This window comes from Schaalia meyeri, from assembly GCF_900105015.1.
In the GTDB taxonomy this organism is placed as follows: domain Bacteria; phylum Actinomycetota; class Actinomycetes; order Actinomycetales; family Actinomycetaceae; genus Pauljensenia; species Pauljensenia meyeri.
The window spans coordinates 63,341-78,626 of sequence record NZ_FNLK01000006.1 but is presented as its reverse complement, the minus strand read 5'-3'; the positions used below and the strand labels follow the sequence as shown (position 1 = coordinate 78,626).

At 64.2% G+C, this 15,286-nt stretch carries 17 protein-coding genes and 1 tRNA gene; 3 read left to right on the top strand and 15 right to left on the bottom strand.

The window, feature by feature from the left end; translation table 11 throughout:
* Positions 1 to 34 precede the first annotated feature (34 nt).
* The 3 genes from BLT68_RS03225 to BLT68_RS03215 all read right to left on the bottom strand — a co-directional run bounded on the left by BLT68_RS03225 (position 35) and on the right by BLT68_RS03215 (position 2,191).
* The gene (locus tag BLT68_RS03225) at positions 35 to 1,006 is read right to left on the bottom strand and encodes a ribose-phosphate diphosphokinase (protein WP_050695135.1); all 972 of its coding nucleotides are present in this window, start codon (positions 1,004 to 1,006) and stop codon (positions 35 to 37) included.
* 24 nt (positions 1,007 to 1,030) lie between these two features.
* On the bottom strand, positions 1,031 to 2,080 hold the full coding sequence (locus BLT68_RS03220) for a bifunctional UDP-N-acetylglucosamine diphosphorylase/glucosamine-1-phosphate N-acetyltransferase GlmU (RefSeq protein ID WP_050695136.1): 1,050 nt from the start codon (positions 2,078 to 2,080) through the stop codon (positions 1,031 to 1,033).
* Positions 2,081 to 2,120: 40 nt separating this feature from the next.
* Positions 2,121 to 2,191: transfer RNA gene (locus BLT68_RS03215), tRNA-Gln, on the bottom strand.
* Between the two features lie 114 nt (positions 2,192 to 2,305).
* On the opposite strand from BLT68_RS03215, the gene BLT68_RS03210 reads away from it, so the two are divergent.
* Positions 2,306 to 2,929 (top strand): TetR/AcrR family transcriptional regulator, encoded by a 624-nt coding sequence (locus BLT68_RS03210; RefSeq protein ID WP_074632798.1) that lies wholly within the window; start codon positions 2,306 to 2,308, stop codon positions 2,927 to 2,929.
* Positions 2,930 to 2,989: 60 nt separating this feature from the next.
* Here the strand turns inward: BLT68_RS03210 and BLT68_RS03205 are convergent, their stop codons facing one another.
* Positions 2,990 to 3,265 carry a DUF1540 domain-containing protein gene (locus BLT68_RS03205; RefSeq protein WP_050695138.1) on the bottom strand — a complete coding sequence of 92 codons (276 nt, stop codon included), beginning with the start codon at positions 3,263 to 3,265 and terminating at the stop codon, positions 2,990 to 2,992.
* A gap of 1,166 nt (positions 3,266 to 4,431) precedes the next feature.
* Between BLT68_RS03205 and BLT68_RS09375 the strand changes: the two genes are divergently transcribed.
* Complete coding sequence (locus BLT68_RS09375) at positions 4,432 to 4,668, top strand: transposase (RefSeq protein ID WP_332838222.1); 237 nt, start codon at positions 4,432 to 4,434, stop codon at positions 4,666 to 4,668.
* Complete coding sequence (locus BLT68_RS09370; RefSeq protein WP_083332355.1) at positions 4,638 to 5,288, top strand: transposase; 651 nt, start codon at positions 4,638 to 4,640, stop codon at positions 5,286 to 5,288. Before BLT68_RS09375 ends, BLT68_RS09370 begins: the two co-directional genes overlap by 31 nt.
* 381 nt (positions 5,289 to 5,669) lie before the next feature.
* Here BLT68_RS09370 and BLT68_RS03195 read toward each other — a convergent pair whose 3' ends face one another.
* The 11 genes from BLT68_RS03195 to rsmA all read right to left on the bottom strand — a co-directional run bounded on the left by BLT68_RS03195 (position 5,670) and on the right by rsmA (position 14,820).
* Positions 5,670 to 6,188, bottom strand: a complete 519-nt coding sequence (locus BLT68_RS03195) for a hypothetical protein (protein WP_074632797.1) — start codon at positions 6,186 to 6,188, stop codon at positions 5,670 to 5,672.
* Positions 6,188 to 6,640: a glycohydrolase toxin TNT-related protein gene (locus BLT68_RS03190; RefSeq protein WP_074632795.1), complete on the bottom strand. Its 453-nt coding sequence runs from the start codon at positions 6,638 to 6,640 to the stop codon at positions 6,188 to 6,190. Before BLT68_RS03190 ends, BLT68_RS03195 begins: the two co-directional genes overlap by 1 nt.
* An 88-nt stretch (positions 6,641 to 6,728) precedes the next feature.
* Positions 6,729 to 7,067, bottom strand: a complete 339-nt coding sequence (locus tag BLT68_RS09365; RefSeq protein ID WP_242649299.1) for a hypothetical protein — start codon at positions 7,065 to 7,067, stop codon at positions 6,729 to 6,731.
* 451 nt (positions 7,068 to 7,518) lie between these two features.
* Positions 7,519 to 8,046, bottom strand: a complete 528-nt coding sequence (locus tag BLT68_RS03180; RefSeq protein ID WP_074632794.1) for a glycogen debranching protein — start codon at positions 8,044 to 8,046, stop codon at positions 7,519 to 7,521.
* Positions 8,033 to 9,817, bottom strand: a complete 1,785-nt coding sequence (locus tag BLT68_RS03175) for a TNT domain-containing protein (RefSeq protein ID WP_242649298.1) — start codon at positions 9,815 to 9,817, stop codon at positions 8,033 to 8,035. The genes BLT68_RS03180 and BLT68_RS03175 overlap by 14 nt, the downstream gene beginning before the upstream one ends.
* Positions 9,818 to 9,824: 7 nt before the next feature.
* Positions 9,825 to 10,166, bottom strand: coding sequence for a lactate dehydrogenase (locus BLT68_RS03170; RefSeq protein ID WP_074632791.1), 342 nt, complete (start codon positions 10,164 to 10,166; stop codon positions 9,825 to 9,827).
* 9 nt (positions 10,167 to 10,175) lie between these two features.
* Entirely contained in the window at positions 10,176 to 10,475 is a 300-nt protein-coding gene (locus tag BLT68_RS03165) for a pyrroloquinoline-quinone synthase (RefSeq protein ID WP_074632789.1), read from the bottom strand.
* Positions 10,472 to 10,795 (bottom strand): hypothetical protein, encoded by a 324-nt coding sequence (locus tag BLT68_RS03160; RefSeq protein WP_074632788.1) that lies wholly within the window; start codon positions 10,793 to 10,795, stop codon positions 10,472 to 10,474. The genes BLT68_RS03165 and BLT68_RS03160 overlap by 4 nt, the downstream gene beginning before the upstream one ends.
* A 91-nt stretch (positions 10,796 to 10,886) precedes the next feature.
* Positions 10,887 to 12,821, bottom strand: coding sequence for an ABC-F family ATP-binding cassette domain-containing protein (locus tag BLT68_RS03155; protein ID WP_074632786.1), 1,935 nt, complete (start codon positions 12,819 to 12,821; stop codon positions 10,887 to 10,889).
* The gene (locus tag BLT68_RS03150) at positions 12,821 to 13,807 is read right to left on the bottom strand and encodes a 4-(cytidine 5'-diphospho)-2-C-methyl-D-erythritol kinase (protein ID WP_050695147.1); all 987 of its coding nucleotides are present in this window, start codon (positions 13,805 to 13,807) and stop codon (positions 12,821 to 12,823) included. The genes BLT68_RS03155 and BLT68_RS03150 overlap by 1 nt, the downstream gene beginning before the upstream one ends.
* Positions 13,808 to 13,830: 23 nt before the next feature.
* A complete protein-coding gene (rsmA, locus tag BLT68_RS03145; RefSeq protein ID WP_074632785.1) occupies positions 13,831 to 14,820 on the bottom strand; it encodes a 16S rRNA (adenine(1518)-N(6)/adenine(1519)-N(6))-dimethyltransferase RsmA in 990 nt (329 codons plus the stop codon).
* Positions 14,821 to 15,286: the final 466 nt, after the last annotated feature.

Sequence of the window (15,286 nt, the reverse complement as noted above, 5' to 3'; positions counted from 1 at the left end):
CCCACGGGGAGGGCGGATGTGAAGCGGGAGCCGGTCAGTTAAACAGCGATGTGACCGAACCGTCTTCGAAAACCTCGCGAATGGCGCGGGCCAGCAGCGGCGCGATGGAGAGCACCGTCAACTGCGCGAAGCGTTTCTCCGAGGCGATCGGCAGCGTGTCGGTGATGACCACCTCGGCCGCGCCGGACTCGGAGAGACGACGCGTGGCCGGATCGGAGAGGATGCCGTGAGTGGCCGCGACGATGACCTTCTTCGCCCCGGCGCCGTTGAGGACCTTGATGGCCTCGGTGATCGTGCCGGCGGTGTCGATCATGTCGTCCACCAGGACGCATTCCTTGCCCGCGACATCGCCCACGACGCGGTTCGCGACGGCAACATTCGGCCGGGTCGTGTCGCGCGTCTTGTGGACGAACGCCAGGGGGGCGCCGCCCAGCTTCGTTGACCACTTTTCGGCGACGCGGATGCGGCCTGCGTCAGGAGAAACGATGGCCGTGTTGGACATGTCCACGCGGCCGCGCACGTACTCGACCAGGACGGGCATGGCAAAGAGGTGGTCGACCGGGCCGTCAAAGAAGCCCTGTTCCTGTGAGGCGTGCAGGTCGACGCTCATGATGCGGTCGGCGCCGGCCGCGCGGTACAGGTCGGCCATGAGGCGCGCCGAGATGGGTTCGCGGCCCTGATGCTTCTTATCCTGACGCGAATAGGGATAGAAGGGGGCGACCACGGTGATGCGCTTCGCAGAGGCGCGCTTGGCGGCATCAATCATGATGAACTGCTCCATGAGCCACTTGTTAATGTCGCCCGCAATGGACTGCAGGACGAACACGTCGGCGCCGCGAACGGATTCGTTGAAGCGCACGTAAATCTCGCCGGAGGCGAAGTCGTAGGCCGTCACCGGCGAGACCCCACATCCGATTTCCTCACCCACTGCGTGAGCCAGGTCCATGTGAGCTCGTCCGGAAACGAGGACGAGGTTCTTCTCTCCGGTGGTCACCAATCCGCTCATGCGGTTGTCTCTCCTTGCGTTGGATCAGGCGCGACGCGCCGTGATCAGTGTGCCGATGGTGGTGTATGGCTTCACCATCGTATCGGCTGCGACGCAGCCCTTACCGACCCACGCGGAGGGGACCACGCAGCGATCCCCGACTTCCGCATCAATCAGCGTCGCGTTGGGACCGATTTCACAGGCGGCCCCAACGACGGTCTGGCCCCGCAGGCTCGTGCCCGGGTAAATGGTAGTGTCCGCGCCGACCCGGGCGTCGACATCGATCCACGTGGAGGCGGGGTCGACGATGGTCACGCCGGAGCGCATGTGCTCCCGGCAGATGCGGCGGTTCAGCTCGGCACCGAGTTCGGCCAACTGGACGCGGTCGTTTGCACCCGCGCTCTGCCAGTGGTCAGCGAGATCCAGGGCTCCGGCGCTGCGCCCGGCGGGCGCTGCGGCTGCCAGGACATCGGTCAGGTACACCTCGCCCTGGTCATTGTTGCTTCCAAGGGTGGCCAGCGAGGCGCGCAAGAACTCCGCGTCGAACGCGTAGATGCCCGCGTTGATCTCGTTGATGCGCGCCTGTGCTTCGGTCGCGTCGCGTTGTTCGACGATGGCGGTGACGGTGCCGGATTCGTCGCGAATGATGCGGCCGTAGCCGGTGGGGTCCTCGACGCGCGAGGTCAGGACGGTGACCGCGTGGCCGTCGCGCTCGTGGGTATCGACCAGATCGGCCAGTGTGGCCGACGACAGGAGAGGGACGTCGCCGTAGGTGACGATAATCGTGCCCGAGGCGGGGGTGACGGCGGCGTCCAGGGCTTCCAGCCCGCACTGGACGGCGCGGCCGGTGCCGGGAATATCGTCCTGGTCGGCGATGATTGCACGGGGGCTGACGCGCTCGATTTCGGCGGCAACCACGTCGCGCTGGTGGCGCACGACGGCGACCAGGTTGAGGGGATCAAGCCCTTGAGCGGCCCGCAGCGCGTGTCCGATCATGGACAGGCCCGCCAGGGGGTGAACGACCTTCGGGAGGGCCGATTTCATACGCGTTCCCTGACCGGCGGCCAGGACGATGACGGCGGCGGGGCGAGACATGTTCCTCCTCAGGGGTTAACGGTCCCATCGGGACCGGTCGCTCCGCCCCTAGGATTCGAACCTAGACTAAAGGCACCAAAAACCTCTGTGCTGCCGTTACACCAAGGCGGAATGCGTCCACCGCGATGATACCCGCACCCCGCTGCGCCTTTCAAACGGGCCACGCGCGCGGCAAAGAGCCCTCATGGGCCTCGTCGCTGCCTGGTCCCGTGTGATACTGGGGGCATGGCTGAGAAGAGGACACGGATGAGTGGGTTCGCTCGTCGCGAGCAGCTGGTGGCCGTTGGGCGCTCCCTGTTCGCCGAAAAGGGTTTTGGTGCGACCAGCGTCGAAGAGATCGCCGCCCGCGCGAAGGTCTCCAAGCCCGTGGTTTACGAGCATTTCGGGGGCAAGGAAGGCCTGTACGCCGTGATCGTCGACCGTGAGGTCCAGGCGCTGATCATGTCCCTGCAGTCCTCCCTGGAGTCCTCTAAGCGTCCGCGCCTGATCCTCGAGAACGCGACACTGGGGCTGCTGGATTACATTGAGAGAAACACGGACGGGTTCCGGGTCCTGGTGCGCGACGCCCCGTCGGACCGCAGGGCCGGGTCTTTTTCTTCGATCATGGGGGACGTCGCGACACGCGTCGAACACATCATCGCCGAGCAGTTCAAGCGCTCCAATTTCGACACCACCTGGTCTCCCCTGTACGCGCAGATGCTCGTCGGATTGATCGCACAGGTCGGCCAGTGGTGGCTGGATGACCGACGCATGGATAAGGACGAGGTGGCCGCCCACGTCGTCAACCTCATTTGGAATGGCCAGCGTGGCCTGCGACCCCACCCGACGCTGCGGGTTCGCGCCTGCTGATGGGGAAAACGAACGAGGCCGCGGCGGGTTTGCCCGTCGCGGCCTCGTTGGTCGTAAGCGTCAGCGCGCCTCGAAGGAGAGGCAGTCCGCCGTGCCGGCGCCGACCGAGATGGAGGCGGCGGTGCACTCGAGGGCGGAGTTGTGGACGCAGTCGGCCTTCTGGCAGGCTCCCACGAAGGGCTTCGCAGTGGCCAGGCCGCCCTTGACGGTCAGGGGGATGAAGGTCGTGCAGGACGTGGAGTAGCCGACGGTGATGGCGGCGGCTCCACAGTTCTTGTCCTTGTTGTAGGAGCAGGAGGTGACGGAGCAATCGAGGATGCGGGGCATGTCTGCCATTGGAGTTTCCTTTACAACGTGGCCCCTAGGGGCCTTTCACTGGGCCGGTCGCGACCGGGTGGCCGCGCTGTTGACTCCAGTGATACTCCTTTTTGCAACGCGTTCCAAACGACCTGAGTTTTCATTGCAATTCCAACGCTCCATCCCGGGTTATCGGACCCTATTTTCGCACTCACACCATCACTAATTACGCAATTTTAACGGGTATTTCTTTTGCGTAATTCGGGTAGGTGAGCCTGGGTTTTGCTTCTTTGGCAAACCGGCCCTGAACGAGGTCGCAGGGGTCCTTCCGAGTGCTTCGGCGACCGTCGCGGCCGGGAGGCAGGGACTCGCAGGAGGGTGCTGACCGCGCAGAGCGTGGGGTTACTGGCCTCAACGTCAGCTCCGTGCCATTGGCCGGTCTGGGGCCCAACGTCCGACACGGCTTGTATTCCCTTGGCCTTCGGACGCCAGAAGCACCTCAAGACCCTGCCGCTAAGGCATCCACGCAACCCAGACTTCCCCCGTGTCCCGGCCACCAGTGCCACCATGAAACCAAGACCGCCCCAGTCTCCCGACGCTCACGCCTTCACGAAACCGACACCGCCCCTGCTTGCTCACAATCGGCCGAAAACACCGTTTGGCAGGCAGCAGGGCGGTGAAAGTTTCAGTCGCACCAACTGCAAAAGGCAGCGACACCAGCGGTAGACCATGTGTTCGGGCGGGTCGCCAATCGCAGGCACCGCTTTTTGGGCGATGTTGACAGCAGCCCTGCATCTGGATTAGGAAACAGACATGCGGGGAAACAGTATCTGGGAGATAGTGCTGGGCCGTCGTCGTGGCGGACAGGGAGCAGGCACACGGAGAAACAGACACCTGGATAGGAAACGGCTTCGTGGATAGGTTACGAGCTTCTGGATAGGTTAATAACCTATCCACGAGCGCATAACCTATCCAGCAACACGCTTCCTATCCAGAAACGCACTTCCTATCAGTGGTGTTCTGCGTGGTGGTGTGACCGTGTGGTGGTTGGCTTGTTGGTTGTTGTGGGTGTGGTCGCTGTGTGTTCTTTCGAGAGAGTTCTCTGGTTCTGACTTGGATTCGCTCGGGGGCGCGACGATGCTTGTTTCTCATGTTGTTGGCTCTGCTGGCCTTTTTGGCGGGGCGTTGTTCCAGGCCGTCCCTGGATGTGGTGCGTTCGCTGCTCCGGCACGTGGTCAATGCGTTGTTGTCAGCTGATGCTGACGCGGTGTGTGGGGCCCAGTGGGACCACACAAGACCCCGAGCCTCACGCCCAACGCAACGGGTATCGCCACCAGCCCCCCTTGGACACCAGGGCAGGCACGATTGACGTCGCGATCCCTAAGCTGTACACAGGCATGTACTTCCCGCAATGGCTTCTCCAGCGCCGCAAACGCGCTTGACCATGAAAGTCGGGGAAGGAGGACGCGTCGTCTCGTGCGCGGTCCTGGTTGCCACCGGGCTCAACAACGATGGACACCGCGAAGTACTGGGCGTACGCGTGTCCACCAGCCAGACCGCTCCAGCCTGGAAGGAGTTCTTCGCTGACCTGGTCGCCCGAGGCCTCACCGGCGTGCGCCTGGTGACCAGCGACACCCACCCTGGCCTGATCGACGCCACCGCCAACATGCCCGGAGCCACCTGGCAGAGGTGCCGCACCCACTACGCCGCCAACCTCATGCTGGTCACCCCCAAAAGCACTATGGCCCGCCATCAAAGCGATGCTGCACTCGGTGTACGACCAGCCCGACGCCACCCCCTGTCAACGGCCAATACGACCGGCTCTTGGACTACGTCCAAGACAAACTCCCCACCGTCTTTGAACACCTCAACCAAGCTAGAGCAGACACCCTCACCTCCGCTGCCTCCCAACGGGGTCTGGACCCAGATCAGGTCCAACAACCCCAACAAGCGCCTCAACCGAGAAATCCACCAACACACAAACCCTGTGGGGATCTCCCCCAACCACCAACCCATCATCCACCCCATCGGAGCAGTCCTCACCAAACAAAAGAATGAATGAACCAAAGACCAACGCCACCCCAGCCCCCACAACCCCACCAAAACCCAACCCACACCCCAACCCACCCAACAGAACTTGACCCTTCACGTTTCTGCCCTATAGAGGCGCGTGCATCTTTCGATATTGACACAGGGGAGAACCAACGTCAGCGAGTGACTGGGTAACATGCTTCGTTCGTCATCGATTGTGCACGCCGACTAGAGTTCCAAGTGCGCAGACCCTTCACCCGCGAGAGAACATCGTCGCAGGGTAGCGCATTGCAGCCCACGCGTCGATAGCGCACGGGACGGGCAAACCGTTTCCTATACGGTCGGAACGTTCCGTTATGCCCCCGCTAGTCACGCTCTTTCTGTGCCCCGTTACCAAATCCCTGCGGCAACCTTAGTTCACCCACTGCCGCAGCAGTTCACCTCCCGAGGGGTCCCTGTAGGCGGCCAGGAGGGCATCAAAGTCCATCTGCATGACGTGCGACAGCTGATTGAGTTCGGGGTGGGCGGGAAAGATGGTGCGCAGCTCCATCGGGATATAGCCGCTGTCCAGGGCGAGTCGGCCGGTGATGGGGGTCAGCTGCTCGAAGCCCCACTGGGGGTCCACGCTGGCGGTGTCTGCGGGCACGTCGATGCGTGGCCAGCGCCTGCGCCAGCGTGCTTTTTCTCCAATACGCATGATGGCCCACTTCAGCATGATCTCGCCGTAGTCGCTGATCATGGTGGGCACGCGCGACTCCAGGTATTCGCTTTCTCCGTAGAATGCTTGGGGGCGGGGCGAATTCTTTGTGTCCCACACGTGCTGCCAGCTGCGCCCGGCGTCCCAGGTCAGGGCGATCCCGTTGCCGTTGTAGACGGAGGAGATGGCTCCGCTGTCGCGCGCGAAGTCGATGAGGTCGGCGGTGACGGACATCAGTTCTGCCCCTTTCCTTCGAGGATGCTCAGCTGCAGGCATTCGTTGGCGGTCAGCACGTAGTCGCCCGCCAGGAATTGGACTTGCCGCGCGCCTCCGGGCAGGGAGAACTGCGGGATATTGATGCCGGTGCGGATGGAGAATCCTGTCGGCAGCGTGAGGATGCGGTACTGGTAGTAGGGATCGTTCAGCGCGTAGATGTCGAGGGCTCGCTGTTCCAGCGTGAAGGGCGTTCCCTGGGCGGGGAGCTGCCAGAAGTATTTGCCACCGGGGTCCCCCAGCCGGTCTACGTGGGGGCCGTAGGTGTGCGTGTAGGCCAGGTAGCTGGTGTAGGTGGTGACGGTGGCTCGATCCATGTTCGCCAGGACGGTCGGACCGTCCGGGGTCCACTTGAGCACGCTCGTGTTGGGGAAGTCCGGCGAGTGCACGTCGGGGATCTGACTGTTATCCATGCTGTGCTTCCTTCGTTGGGGCAATCTCAGTGTAGGGGGTGATGGCCCCGGCTGCTTCACTGTCTCCGGGCCGGTGTCACGTTTGTCCTCACCGCCAGTAGGGACGCCCCAGCCACCGGCGCAGCAAGGGGCCACCATCGGGCAACATGTACGTATGCAACAACTCGGAGGGAGAAACATCGTAGAGCCATGCTAACGGAACACAGAAACGCTCACCAGAAGTCTCAAAATCCAAATGCTCACCATTGGGGCCATCAAGAGCAACATAACGCCATATTGGGGCTTCTTGAAGCCGCCAACCGTTTGGCAATTCATCTTCCTCCATCGGCAACCCCAGCGACTCAAACCCAAGAGCGTGTCGCAAGATCGACACCGTGTAGTTCAGCATCACCTTCTGCGTCAAATCGATCGAAGGCGAATTGAACATCCCCCCCTCCGCACCTCCCCACGCTCCTCCTCATCAAAACAATAAACACCATCCTCCAACCACAACATATCCCGCAAAGCAAAACCATACGTTATCGACAGGCCCGTGTACCCCCTCTTAAAATCGTTATACACCTCCGTCTTTGTGTACTTGTTCATCACTTCCGCATACTCATCCATGAAGTCCAATAGGATTCTCCTTTCCTTTAAGAATTCCTTCCTTAAGGAGGTCTTCAACCTTTGCGACACTTCCGTCGTCTTTAAAAACCTGCAGCCGCGTAGCCCCACCCGGCTGCTGACCCCAGGGAGCGACCTTCCCCGACTTGATGGTCCACCCCTCAGGCAGCTGCTGCCCCGTAAAATCGCACCGACAGCAACAGCAACGTTGAGCGAAGAAGAGTCGCACACCCCCACACGCGGAGCGCACGTACCCCGCCAAAACTACGCACCCCCTACCTCACGTAGGGGCGCCCCAGCCACCGGCGCAGCAAGGGGCCACCATCGGGTAACATGTACGCGTGCAACAACTCGGAGGGAGAAACATCGTAGAGCCATGCTAACGGAACACATAGGCGCTCGTCAGAAGTCTCAAAATCCAAATGCTCACCATTGGGGCCATCAAGGGCAACATAGCGCCATACTGGGGCTTCTTGAAGCCGCCAACCGTTTGGCAATTCATCTTCCTCCATCGGCAACCCCAGCGACTCAAACCCAAGAGCGTGTCGCAAGATCGACACCGTGTAGTTCAGCATCACCTTCTGCGTCAAATCGATCGAAGGCGAATTGAACATCCCCCCCCTCCGCACCTCCCCACGCTCCTCTATATCAAAACAATAAACACCGTGATCATACCAGAAGCGCATATAAGAACAGTTACCATAATCAATATGATATTCATACACCTTCCTATACGCATTCACAAACACTTTCAAGCCAGCATACTTCTCCATGACAGGCTTGTATTCATCAAGAAAATCCAACGGGACTCCCCTTTCCTTTAAGAATCTTATGCTTAATCAAGTCATTGACTGACGCAAAACTACCGTCGTCCTTAATCACCTGCAGCTGCGTAGCCCCACCCGGCTGCTGACCCCAGGGGGCAACCTTGCCGGACTTAATGGTCCACCCCTCGGGCAGCTGCTGCCCCGTGAACTCGTACTGGTAGTAGTGGTCGTTCACCGAGTCCGGGCGCAGGGCGCGTTCCTCGAAGGAGGCGGGGTGACCGTCCTCGATGGCACCCAGGTAGTTGCCGTCAGGATGCCCAATACGGTCCACGTCCCCGCCGAAGTCCCGGACGTATTCCTCGACCGAGGAATACACGGTCGGCTCCCCGTCGTACCCGCCGTTCGGGGGCCAATCAATGATTCGTTTCTCAGTTCCATCGGGCATCACTTCGATATGTGAGTGCGCTTCCTCCCATTCGGCATACGTGCGCGAACTCCCATCCGGATTCACACCCAAGACCAGCTCGCGCCGGCGGGCCATGTCCGCCCCCATCACGTCATCTACCAGCCCTTCAGGCGGCGGGGGTTTACCGTCCGACTGGTATCTGTTCAGCGGCACCCTCGATGCCAGGTCCTCCGCGCTGTCGGGCAGCGCGCGCATGTGGTATTCGTCGCGCTTGATCTTCCACGCGTCGGCCAGTTCCTCCATCCCGTGCGAACGCAGATAGTCGTCTAAACGCTCGGACAGGCGCCCCATGGAACCTTCCGCACCCATGCCGAGGCGATCCGCACCCCGCAGCGCAAGCGTACCAAGCCCACGCCCCATGTCCCGCAGCATCGCGCCCTCCCCGATGACGGGAAGTGACTCGATCGCTGCCGCCAGGCGGGCACCGCGCCCACCTGCGCCTGCGCCCGCGCCCGCGGTCAAGGCAGCAAGTACCGCGCCTGGAACCAGCTCCCCCAGAGCAGCGCCCGGATCGTCGGCCCAGCCGTCCACGTTCACAAGAGCCGCTGCCATCTTCTGTGCGAAACCCTTCGGATCCGCGAGAATCGCGTCGCGCAGCGCCAACATGTCCCGCCTGGGCAGCACACGCCGTTTCGCATCAAGCTCCTCCCACGATATCCACCCCAACATGTAGCGGCCGTAGTCCCACAAAGCCTCGACTGACATACCGTAGGTCATCGTGAGCATGCCCCACACGCCGTCAAAGATGCCCGCCACCGTACGCCGAGCGAAATGCACGGGAGCCCACGAGGGATCGGGTGAACGATCCGATAGCCCGTAAAGGGTCTGCGCCAACGCCTCACCTGCGGCATCGGTGTCACTCACCGCCGCGGCGAACTCGGCGATAGCCTGCGCCTTCGCCGCCTCCCCGATACCGGTGTCGCGTTCGGGGTGATACGACAGGTCCAGGATTTCCAACCCAAAGACATCGCGTTGGGGGTGCTCGGAAGCCCAACGCTGCTCCGCGAGTGCCGCCTCGACGGAGGCAACCCCAGCCTCGTACGCGGCCTTGGCCGCAGCGGCACGCGCCTGTGCACCTTCCAACGCAACGGCATAGGTCTCCCACGCATCCGCCGCGCGCCCAAAAGTCGCGGACGCGCACCACCACTTATCGGGCTGCACAGTGAAATGCTCGTGAAAACGATCCGCCGCACGTCCCACCCAGCCGGGGGCTGAAATCTCCTGAAGAGACCACGCGATGGATTCGCAATCCGAGGCACGATCACGCATCACCGCGATGCGCCCCCGAATGGCCGCCGCATCCCCCTTGATCTCAAAGTCAGGGGCACCCTTATGCAACACGCCCACGCTAGGATCCCGCCACCATCTGATCGGTCGACACGGACCCCGCCACATCACGCGCCCGCTTCATCGCATCCTCGCATGTGGTCATGTAGTCCCCGTAAATGCCCGCGACCTTGCCCAAACGCCCCGCGGCCTCAGACACGTCGCGAAGCATACCGTTAAGCCCCTGATCCCAGGCGGTATTAAATCGTTCCAGGGCCCCTACAACAACCGGGTCTCGGACCATCGCGGAGTTCGGGGTGTAATCCGCCACGTCGTACGTCCTGTTGCGCCCCTGCAGATCCGCCAACTCCGATGCCGCCTTTGTCAGCGCCTCGATATCGACCTCAAAATCATGATTTCCCATATTCGCCTCCTAATCCACCGCCGCAAAAGCCAGGGTTTCCGCCTCGATACCAGCCTGGCGAATATCCTCGAACGCCTGTTTCAGCGCATCCAAGGCGGCCGCCAGGTCTTCAGCTCGCGCATCCAGACGCTGCGCACACGCTTGCTGCGCCTGCCTGGCCTCGGAGGTATCCGTCCATTCCACGAGTTCGTGCTCCACGAGATCCGACATCTCTGCGCTCCCCTCGCGTATTTTCGCAACCGCACAGGCAATGTCGTCCATCATGTAGTTCACGGCCGTTTCACGAAAAACCAGGTCCCGATTGCTCATACCGCGCCCCCAAAGCCTGAGGCGGCATCGCGCAGAGCTGTGACGGCATCCTCCTCTGCCGCCAGGACCGACTCATCCACCGCGACGAGAGCCTGTGTGTAGCGCCCCAAGTCGGCCACGTGTGCGCCCACGCCCTCCTCCCACGTGTCCAGCGTCTCACGCAATACGGACAAGTAGGGGCCCGTCACTCGTGACAATTCCCCCGACACGTCAGAGTCCAAGTTGCGCGCAATACCCACCAGGGCATCAGCACAGTCCACGACGTAGCTTGCTGCCTTCGTTTGTGCCCCGACAACAAGCCCAAAACCTGGTCCACTCACACCGTCATCCTTCCCTCAGTTCACATGCGACCACCCATTGCTGGTCGCCCACCGCTGATCCTAGCGAACGGGAAGGCCCGGCGGCAAAAATCTACTCCACCCGCTCCGCCGCCTCCAGCCATGCATCCTCCAGTTCCTCGATCTCGCCCAGGATGCCCTGGTGCGACGCCGAAACCTTCGTCAGTTCCGACACGGCCAGGGCATCGGAGGCGGCCCTGATCGACAGGGCTTCCAGCCGCTCCTCCAGGGCCGAGGCCTCACTGCGCAGGCGGTCCAGCTTGCGCTCGATGCGGGCCAGCTCCTTCTTCGCCGCGCGCCTCGCCGCGGCGTCGCTCACCCCACCGCGCGCAACACCGGAGCACGACGCACCAGCGCCCGCGTCCGCACCGGAGGCGGAACCCACCGGGGAGGGCGGCGCGTGGGAGGGCACCGGCGATCGCAACGCGTCGGCCGCCTCGCGATCGGTAGGCGCGCGCATCTGAAGATACTGTTCGACGCCGCCCGGCAGGGCACGGATCTGCCCGTCGCCGAGCAACGCCACCTGGTGGTCGGTGACGCGCTCGAGCAGGTAGCGGTCGTGCGAGACGACGACCAGGGTGCCGGGGAACGTGTCGAGCAGGTCCTCCATGGATGCCAGGGTGTCCGTATCGAGGTCGTTCGTGGGCTCGTCCAGGAGCAGCACGTTCGGCTGGCCCATGAGCAGGCGCATGAGCTGGAGGCGTCGTCGCTCGCCGCCGGATATCTCGCTGATGCGCGTGTACGCGCGCGCCCGCGTGAACCCCATGCGTTCACTCATCTGCGAGGCGCTGACCTCCCTGCCGTCGATGACGACGCTTTGGGCGACGTCCGCCACGGCCTCGACGACGCGCATGTCGGCCAGGGCATCGAGCTCGTGGGTGTCCTGGGATAGGGTGGCGACCTGCACGGTCTTGCCGCGCTTGACGCGTCCCGAGTCGGGGGTAAGGTCACCGCGCAACAGGTTGAGAATCGTCGTCTTACCGGCGCCGTTGACGCCGACGATGCCGACGCGCTCGGCGGGCGCCAGTCGCCATGTGACGCCTGTAAGGACGCTCAGGCGCGTCCCGTCGGGTCGCGGAAAGGAAACGGACACGTCCTCCAGGTCGATGACGTCCTTGCCCAGGCGCGAGGTCGCCATCCGCACCAGCTCAACGGTGTCGCGTGGCGGCGGCACGTCGGCGATGAGGGCTTCGGCCGCGGCGACGTGAAACTTTGGCTTGGAGGTGCGGGCGGGGGCACCGCGACGCAGCCACGCCAGTTCCTTCGTCAGCAGGTTGGCGCGCTTGGCGGCCGCCACGTCGGCATGCCGGACGCGTTCGGCACGGGCCAGCGTGTAGGCGGCGTAGGATCCGTCGTATATCTCGACGCGGCCGGGGATCTGCGGGCGGTCGCCGCCCGGGTCCACGCCGGGCACGACCTCCCAGATGTGTTCGCACACGGCGTCCAGGAACCAGCGGTCGTGGGTGACGCACAGCAGCGCACCGCTCGCACCCGGCCGGGCAAAGCGCGCGTTCAGGTGGGCGGCCAGCCAGGCGACCCCCTCGACGTCCAGGTGGTTCGTGGGCTCATCCAGGCATACGATGTCCGCTGCGGAGGCCAGGACCCTGGCCAGGGCGACGCGACGCCGCGACCCGCCCGACAGCGTTCCGACGAGCGCCTCGGGGTCAATGCCGGCGAGCAGTCCGGCGTGAATGTCGCGCACGCGCGCGTCCGAGGCCCACTCGTACTCTTCCAGGCCCGGGTGGACGGAGCGAACCACGGTTTCCGCGGGATCCAGGGAGTCGGCCTGGGTGAGGAGGGCGACGCGCACGCCGTCGCGCCGGGTCACCACTCCCCCGTCGGGTTCCTGCGTGCCGACGACGATGCGCAGCAGCGTGGACTTTCCTGCGCCGTTGGGGCCGAGGATTCCGACCCGGGAGCCGTCGTCCAGGCCGACGGTCACGCCCGCGAGGAGCTTGCGCGATCCTGCGAGCGCGCCGACGTTTTGCGTTCCGAGCAGGTGCGCCATCAGCTGGCCTCCATCTCTTCGAGGCGGGCGCCGCTGGCGGGGCCGACGGCTGGGATGGCGCGGGCGACCGTCGGAGCGCCCTCGAGAGAGCTCGCGAGTTCCCGGGCGTGCGCGGCGTCGCGGGCCAGGGCCGCGACGGTCGGCCCCGACCCCGACAGGATCACGGCAAGGGCCCCGGCCTGCCGGGCGGCGTCCATCGTGCGCGCCAGCTCGGGGCGCAGCCGCAGGGCGGGGGCCTGCAGGTCGTTGACGAGGCGGTGGCTGAGTTCTTCAGGCCCCGCGCACAGGGCGCGAATTTCCTCGGCTGTGGGCTCGCACAGGCCGTGGGCGCTTACGGCACCGCATCGGTCGAACTCGCAGAAGACCTCGGGGGTGGACAGCCCCTCGCGGGCGAGGAGCATGACCCAGTGGTGCCCAGAGGCGGCCGATGCCTCGGGCCGCGCGGGGAGGAGGGGATGCATGTGGTCCCCGCGCCCGGTTCCCAGGGCGATGCCGCCCGCCAGGCAGGCTGGCACGTCCGCGCCCAGGCCTCGCCCGATGGCCTGAAGCTGGTCGGCGCTAAGGCCGAGCTCCCACAGCTGATTGCACGCGACCAGCGTGGCGGCCGCGTCGGCGGAGCCGCCGGCCATGCCTCCCGCGACGGGGACGCGCTTATCGACGCGGATGCTCACTCCGGCGGCGGTGGACGCCCAGGGACCGGCGGCGGCGAGCCGTCGCAGGACGCGGGCCGCGCGCACGGCCAGGTGATCGCCAGGATCCAGGGCCGCCATAGCCCGCGTCGTGTCCTCATCGACGCTGCCATCGCTTCGGTAGGCGGTCGTCTCCACGCTCACGCCAGGGGCCTTCGTCGTGCGCACGGTGACGGTTTCACGCAGGGACAGCGCCTCGAACACCGTGACCAGCGGGTGGTAGCCATCGGGGGTGGGCGGCCCGACTCTCAGCGTCAGGTTGACTTTTCCGGGCGCGCTGGCGCGCACTTCACGCATGACATTCCTTTCGTTTCGGCGCGTCAGCGGACAGCGTCCGAGGGGGCGAGGATCCCGCCTTCTCGCGCCTGGAGGACAGCGCGGCCAAGCCGAACGAATTCATCGATCGAAAGCGTCTCGCCCCTGCGCGTCGGGTCGATTCCGGCATCGCGCAGCAGGGCCTCTGAGGGGTCGGGGCCTCCCGCCCAGTCCTTCAGGGCGGCGCGCAGGGTCTTGCGACGTTGGCCAAAGGCCACGTCGGTGACCTCGAAGGTCGCGCGACGCAGCTCGTCGTCCCCGCGCGGCGAGGCCAGGCGGGTGAGGCGCACGAGGGCGCTGTCCACGCCGGGCACGGGCCAAAATACGGAGCGACCGATCGTGCCCGCACGTTCGACCGTGCCGTACCAGGAGGCCTTCACGGAGGGGACGCCGTAGGTGCGCGAGCCGGGGTCGGCGGCCAGGCGGTCGGCCACCTCGGCCTGGACCATGACGACGACGCCCCGAATCGAGGGGAACGCCTCAAGCATGTTGAGCAGCACGGGGACCGCCACGTTGTACGGCAGGTTCGCGACCAGCTTCGTGGGCGGCGGCCAGTCGACGCCGAAGTCGCTGGTTCCGGTGATCTCTGTGGCGTCCATGGTGACGACGTGGAAGCGTTCGGCCGCCTCGCCCATGCGCGATCGCACCGTCTCGGGTAGGGCCGAGGCCAGGGGCGGGTCGATCTCGACGGCGCGCACGCGCGCGCCAACCTCAAGGAGGGCCAGGGTCAGGGAGCCGAGCCCGGGCCCGACCTCGACGACCTCGTCCCCGGCGTGCACGTCGCCGGCCGCGACGATCTTGCGCACCGTCCCGGCGTCGTGGACGAAGTTCTGTCCCAGCACCTTCGTGGGGCGGATGCCGAGCGCCTCGGAGATTGCCCGCACCTCGAGGGGCCCCAGGAGGCCCGTGTCGGAGGGGACGGCCCCCTCGGGCAGGGTCGGGTCAATGCGGCGGCGCGCGTCGCGCTGGCTACGGGAAGATTGGGATCGTGTCACGCTGGTCAGTGTAGTCCACGGCACCGGCGAGTCCGGGTTCGGGCAGCACGCGAGGCGACCGGCCTCACAGTGCGGGTGCCTCGACCGGGTCGACGCGCAGCTGTCCCCGACCAACGTCACACAGGAGTGCACTTCGATTGTCTAGTTTCGTGTCGCAACAGAGCAACAATCGCGTGTAATTCATTGGCACTTGTGAGAAGCGCAAGAACGAAGCTCGGGGTCTGCTGTTCAACAGCAAACCCCGAGCATTTACACGTTTCTTTGGCTCAAATATCGTTGATTGTAGCAGTGTTTCTGCATGACTTAACGAAACTGTGCCACTATGGCCCCTTCAAGGCATCACTTCCTCACGATAGTCGCGCACTGCGAGCACTTGAGCTGATTAGTCGTATACGCCTGAAGCGTGTACTGCTCACACGTGGGGCACTTGTATCCTTTAGCCACGGCGTTCACCTCCTCTCATTTG

Bases quoted from the DNA above. Each gene is read 5' to 3' on its own strand.
- BLT68_RS03225 (WP_050695135.1), bottom strand. From the start codon at position 1,006: ATGAGCGGATTGGTGACCACCGGAGAGAAGAACCTCGTCCTCGTTTCC.
- BLT68_RS03220 (WP_050695136.1), bottom strand. From the start codon at position 2,080: ATGTCTCGCCCCGCCGCCGTCATCGTCCTGGCCGCCGGTCAGGGAACG.
- BLT68_RS03210 (WP_074632798.1), top strand. From the start codon at position 2,306: ATGGCTGAGAAGAGGACACGGATGAGTGGGTTCGCTCGTCGCGAGCAG.
- BLT68_RS03205 (WP_050695138.1), bottom strand. From the start codon at position 3,265: ATGGCAGACATGCCCCGCATCCTCGATTGCTCCGTCACCTCCTGCTCC.
- BLT68_RS09375 (WP_332838222.1), top strand. From the start codon at position 4,432: ATGTGGTGCGTTCGCTGCTCCGGCACGTGGTCAATGCGTTGTTGTCAG.
- BLT68_RS09370 (WP_083332355.1), top strand. From the start codon at position 4,638: ATGGCTTCTCCAGCGCCGCAAACGCGCTTGACCATGAAAGTCGGGGAA.
- BLT68_RS03195 (WP_074632797.1), bottom strand. From the start codon at position 6,188: ATGTCCGTCACCGCCGACCTCATCGACTTCGCGCGCGACAGCGGAGCC.
- BLT68_RS03190 (WP_074632795.1), bottom strand. From the start codon at position 6,640: ATGGATAACAGTCAGATCCCCGACGTGCACTCGCCGGACTTCCCCAAC.
- BLT68_RS09365 (WP_242649299.1), bottom strand. From the start codon at position 7,067: ATGTTCAATTCGCCTTCGATCGATTTGACGCAGAAGGTGATGCTGAAC.
- BLT68_RS03170 (WP_074632791.1), bottom strand. From the start codon at position 10,166: ATGGGAAATCATGATTTTGAGGTCGATATCGAGGCGCTGACAAAGGCG.
- BLT68_RS03165 (WP_074632789.1), bottom strand. From the start codon at position 10,475: ATGAGCAATCGGGACCTGGTTTTTCGTGAAACGGCCGTGAACTACATG.
- BLT68_RS03155 (WP_074632786.1), bottom strand. From the start codon at position 12,821: ATGGCGCACCTGCTCGGAACGCAAAACGTCGGCGCGCTCGCAGGATCG.
- BLT68_RS03150 (WP_050695147.1), bottom strand. From the start codon at position 13,807: ATGCGTGAAGTGCGCGCCAGCGCGCCCGGAAAAGTCAACCTGACGCTG.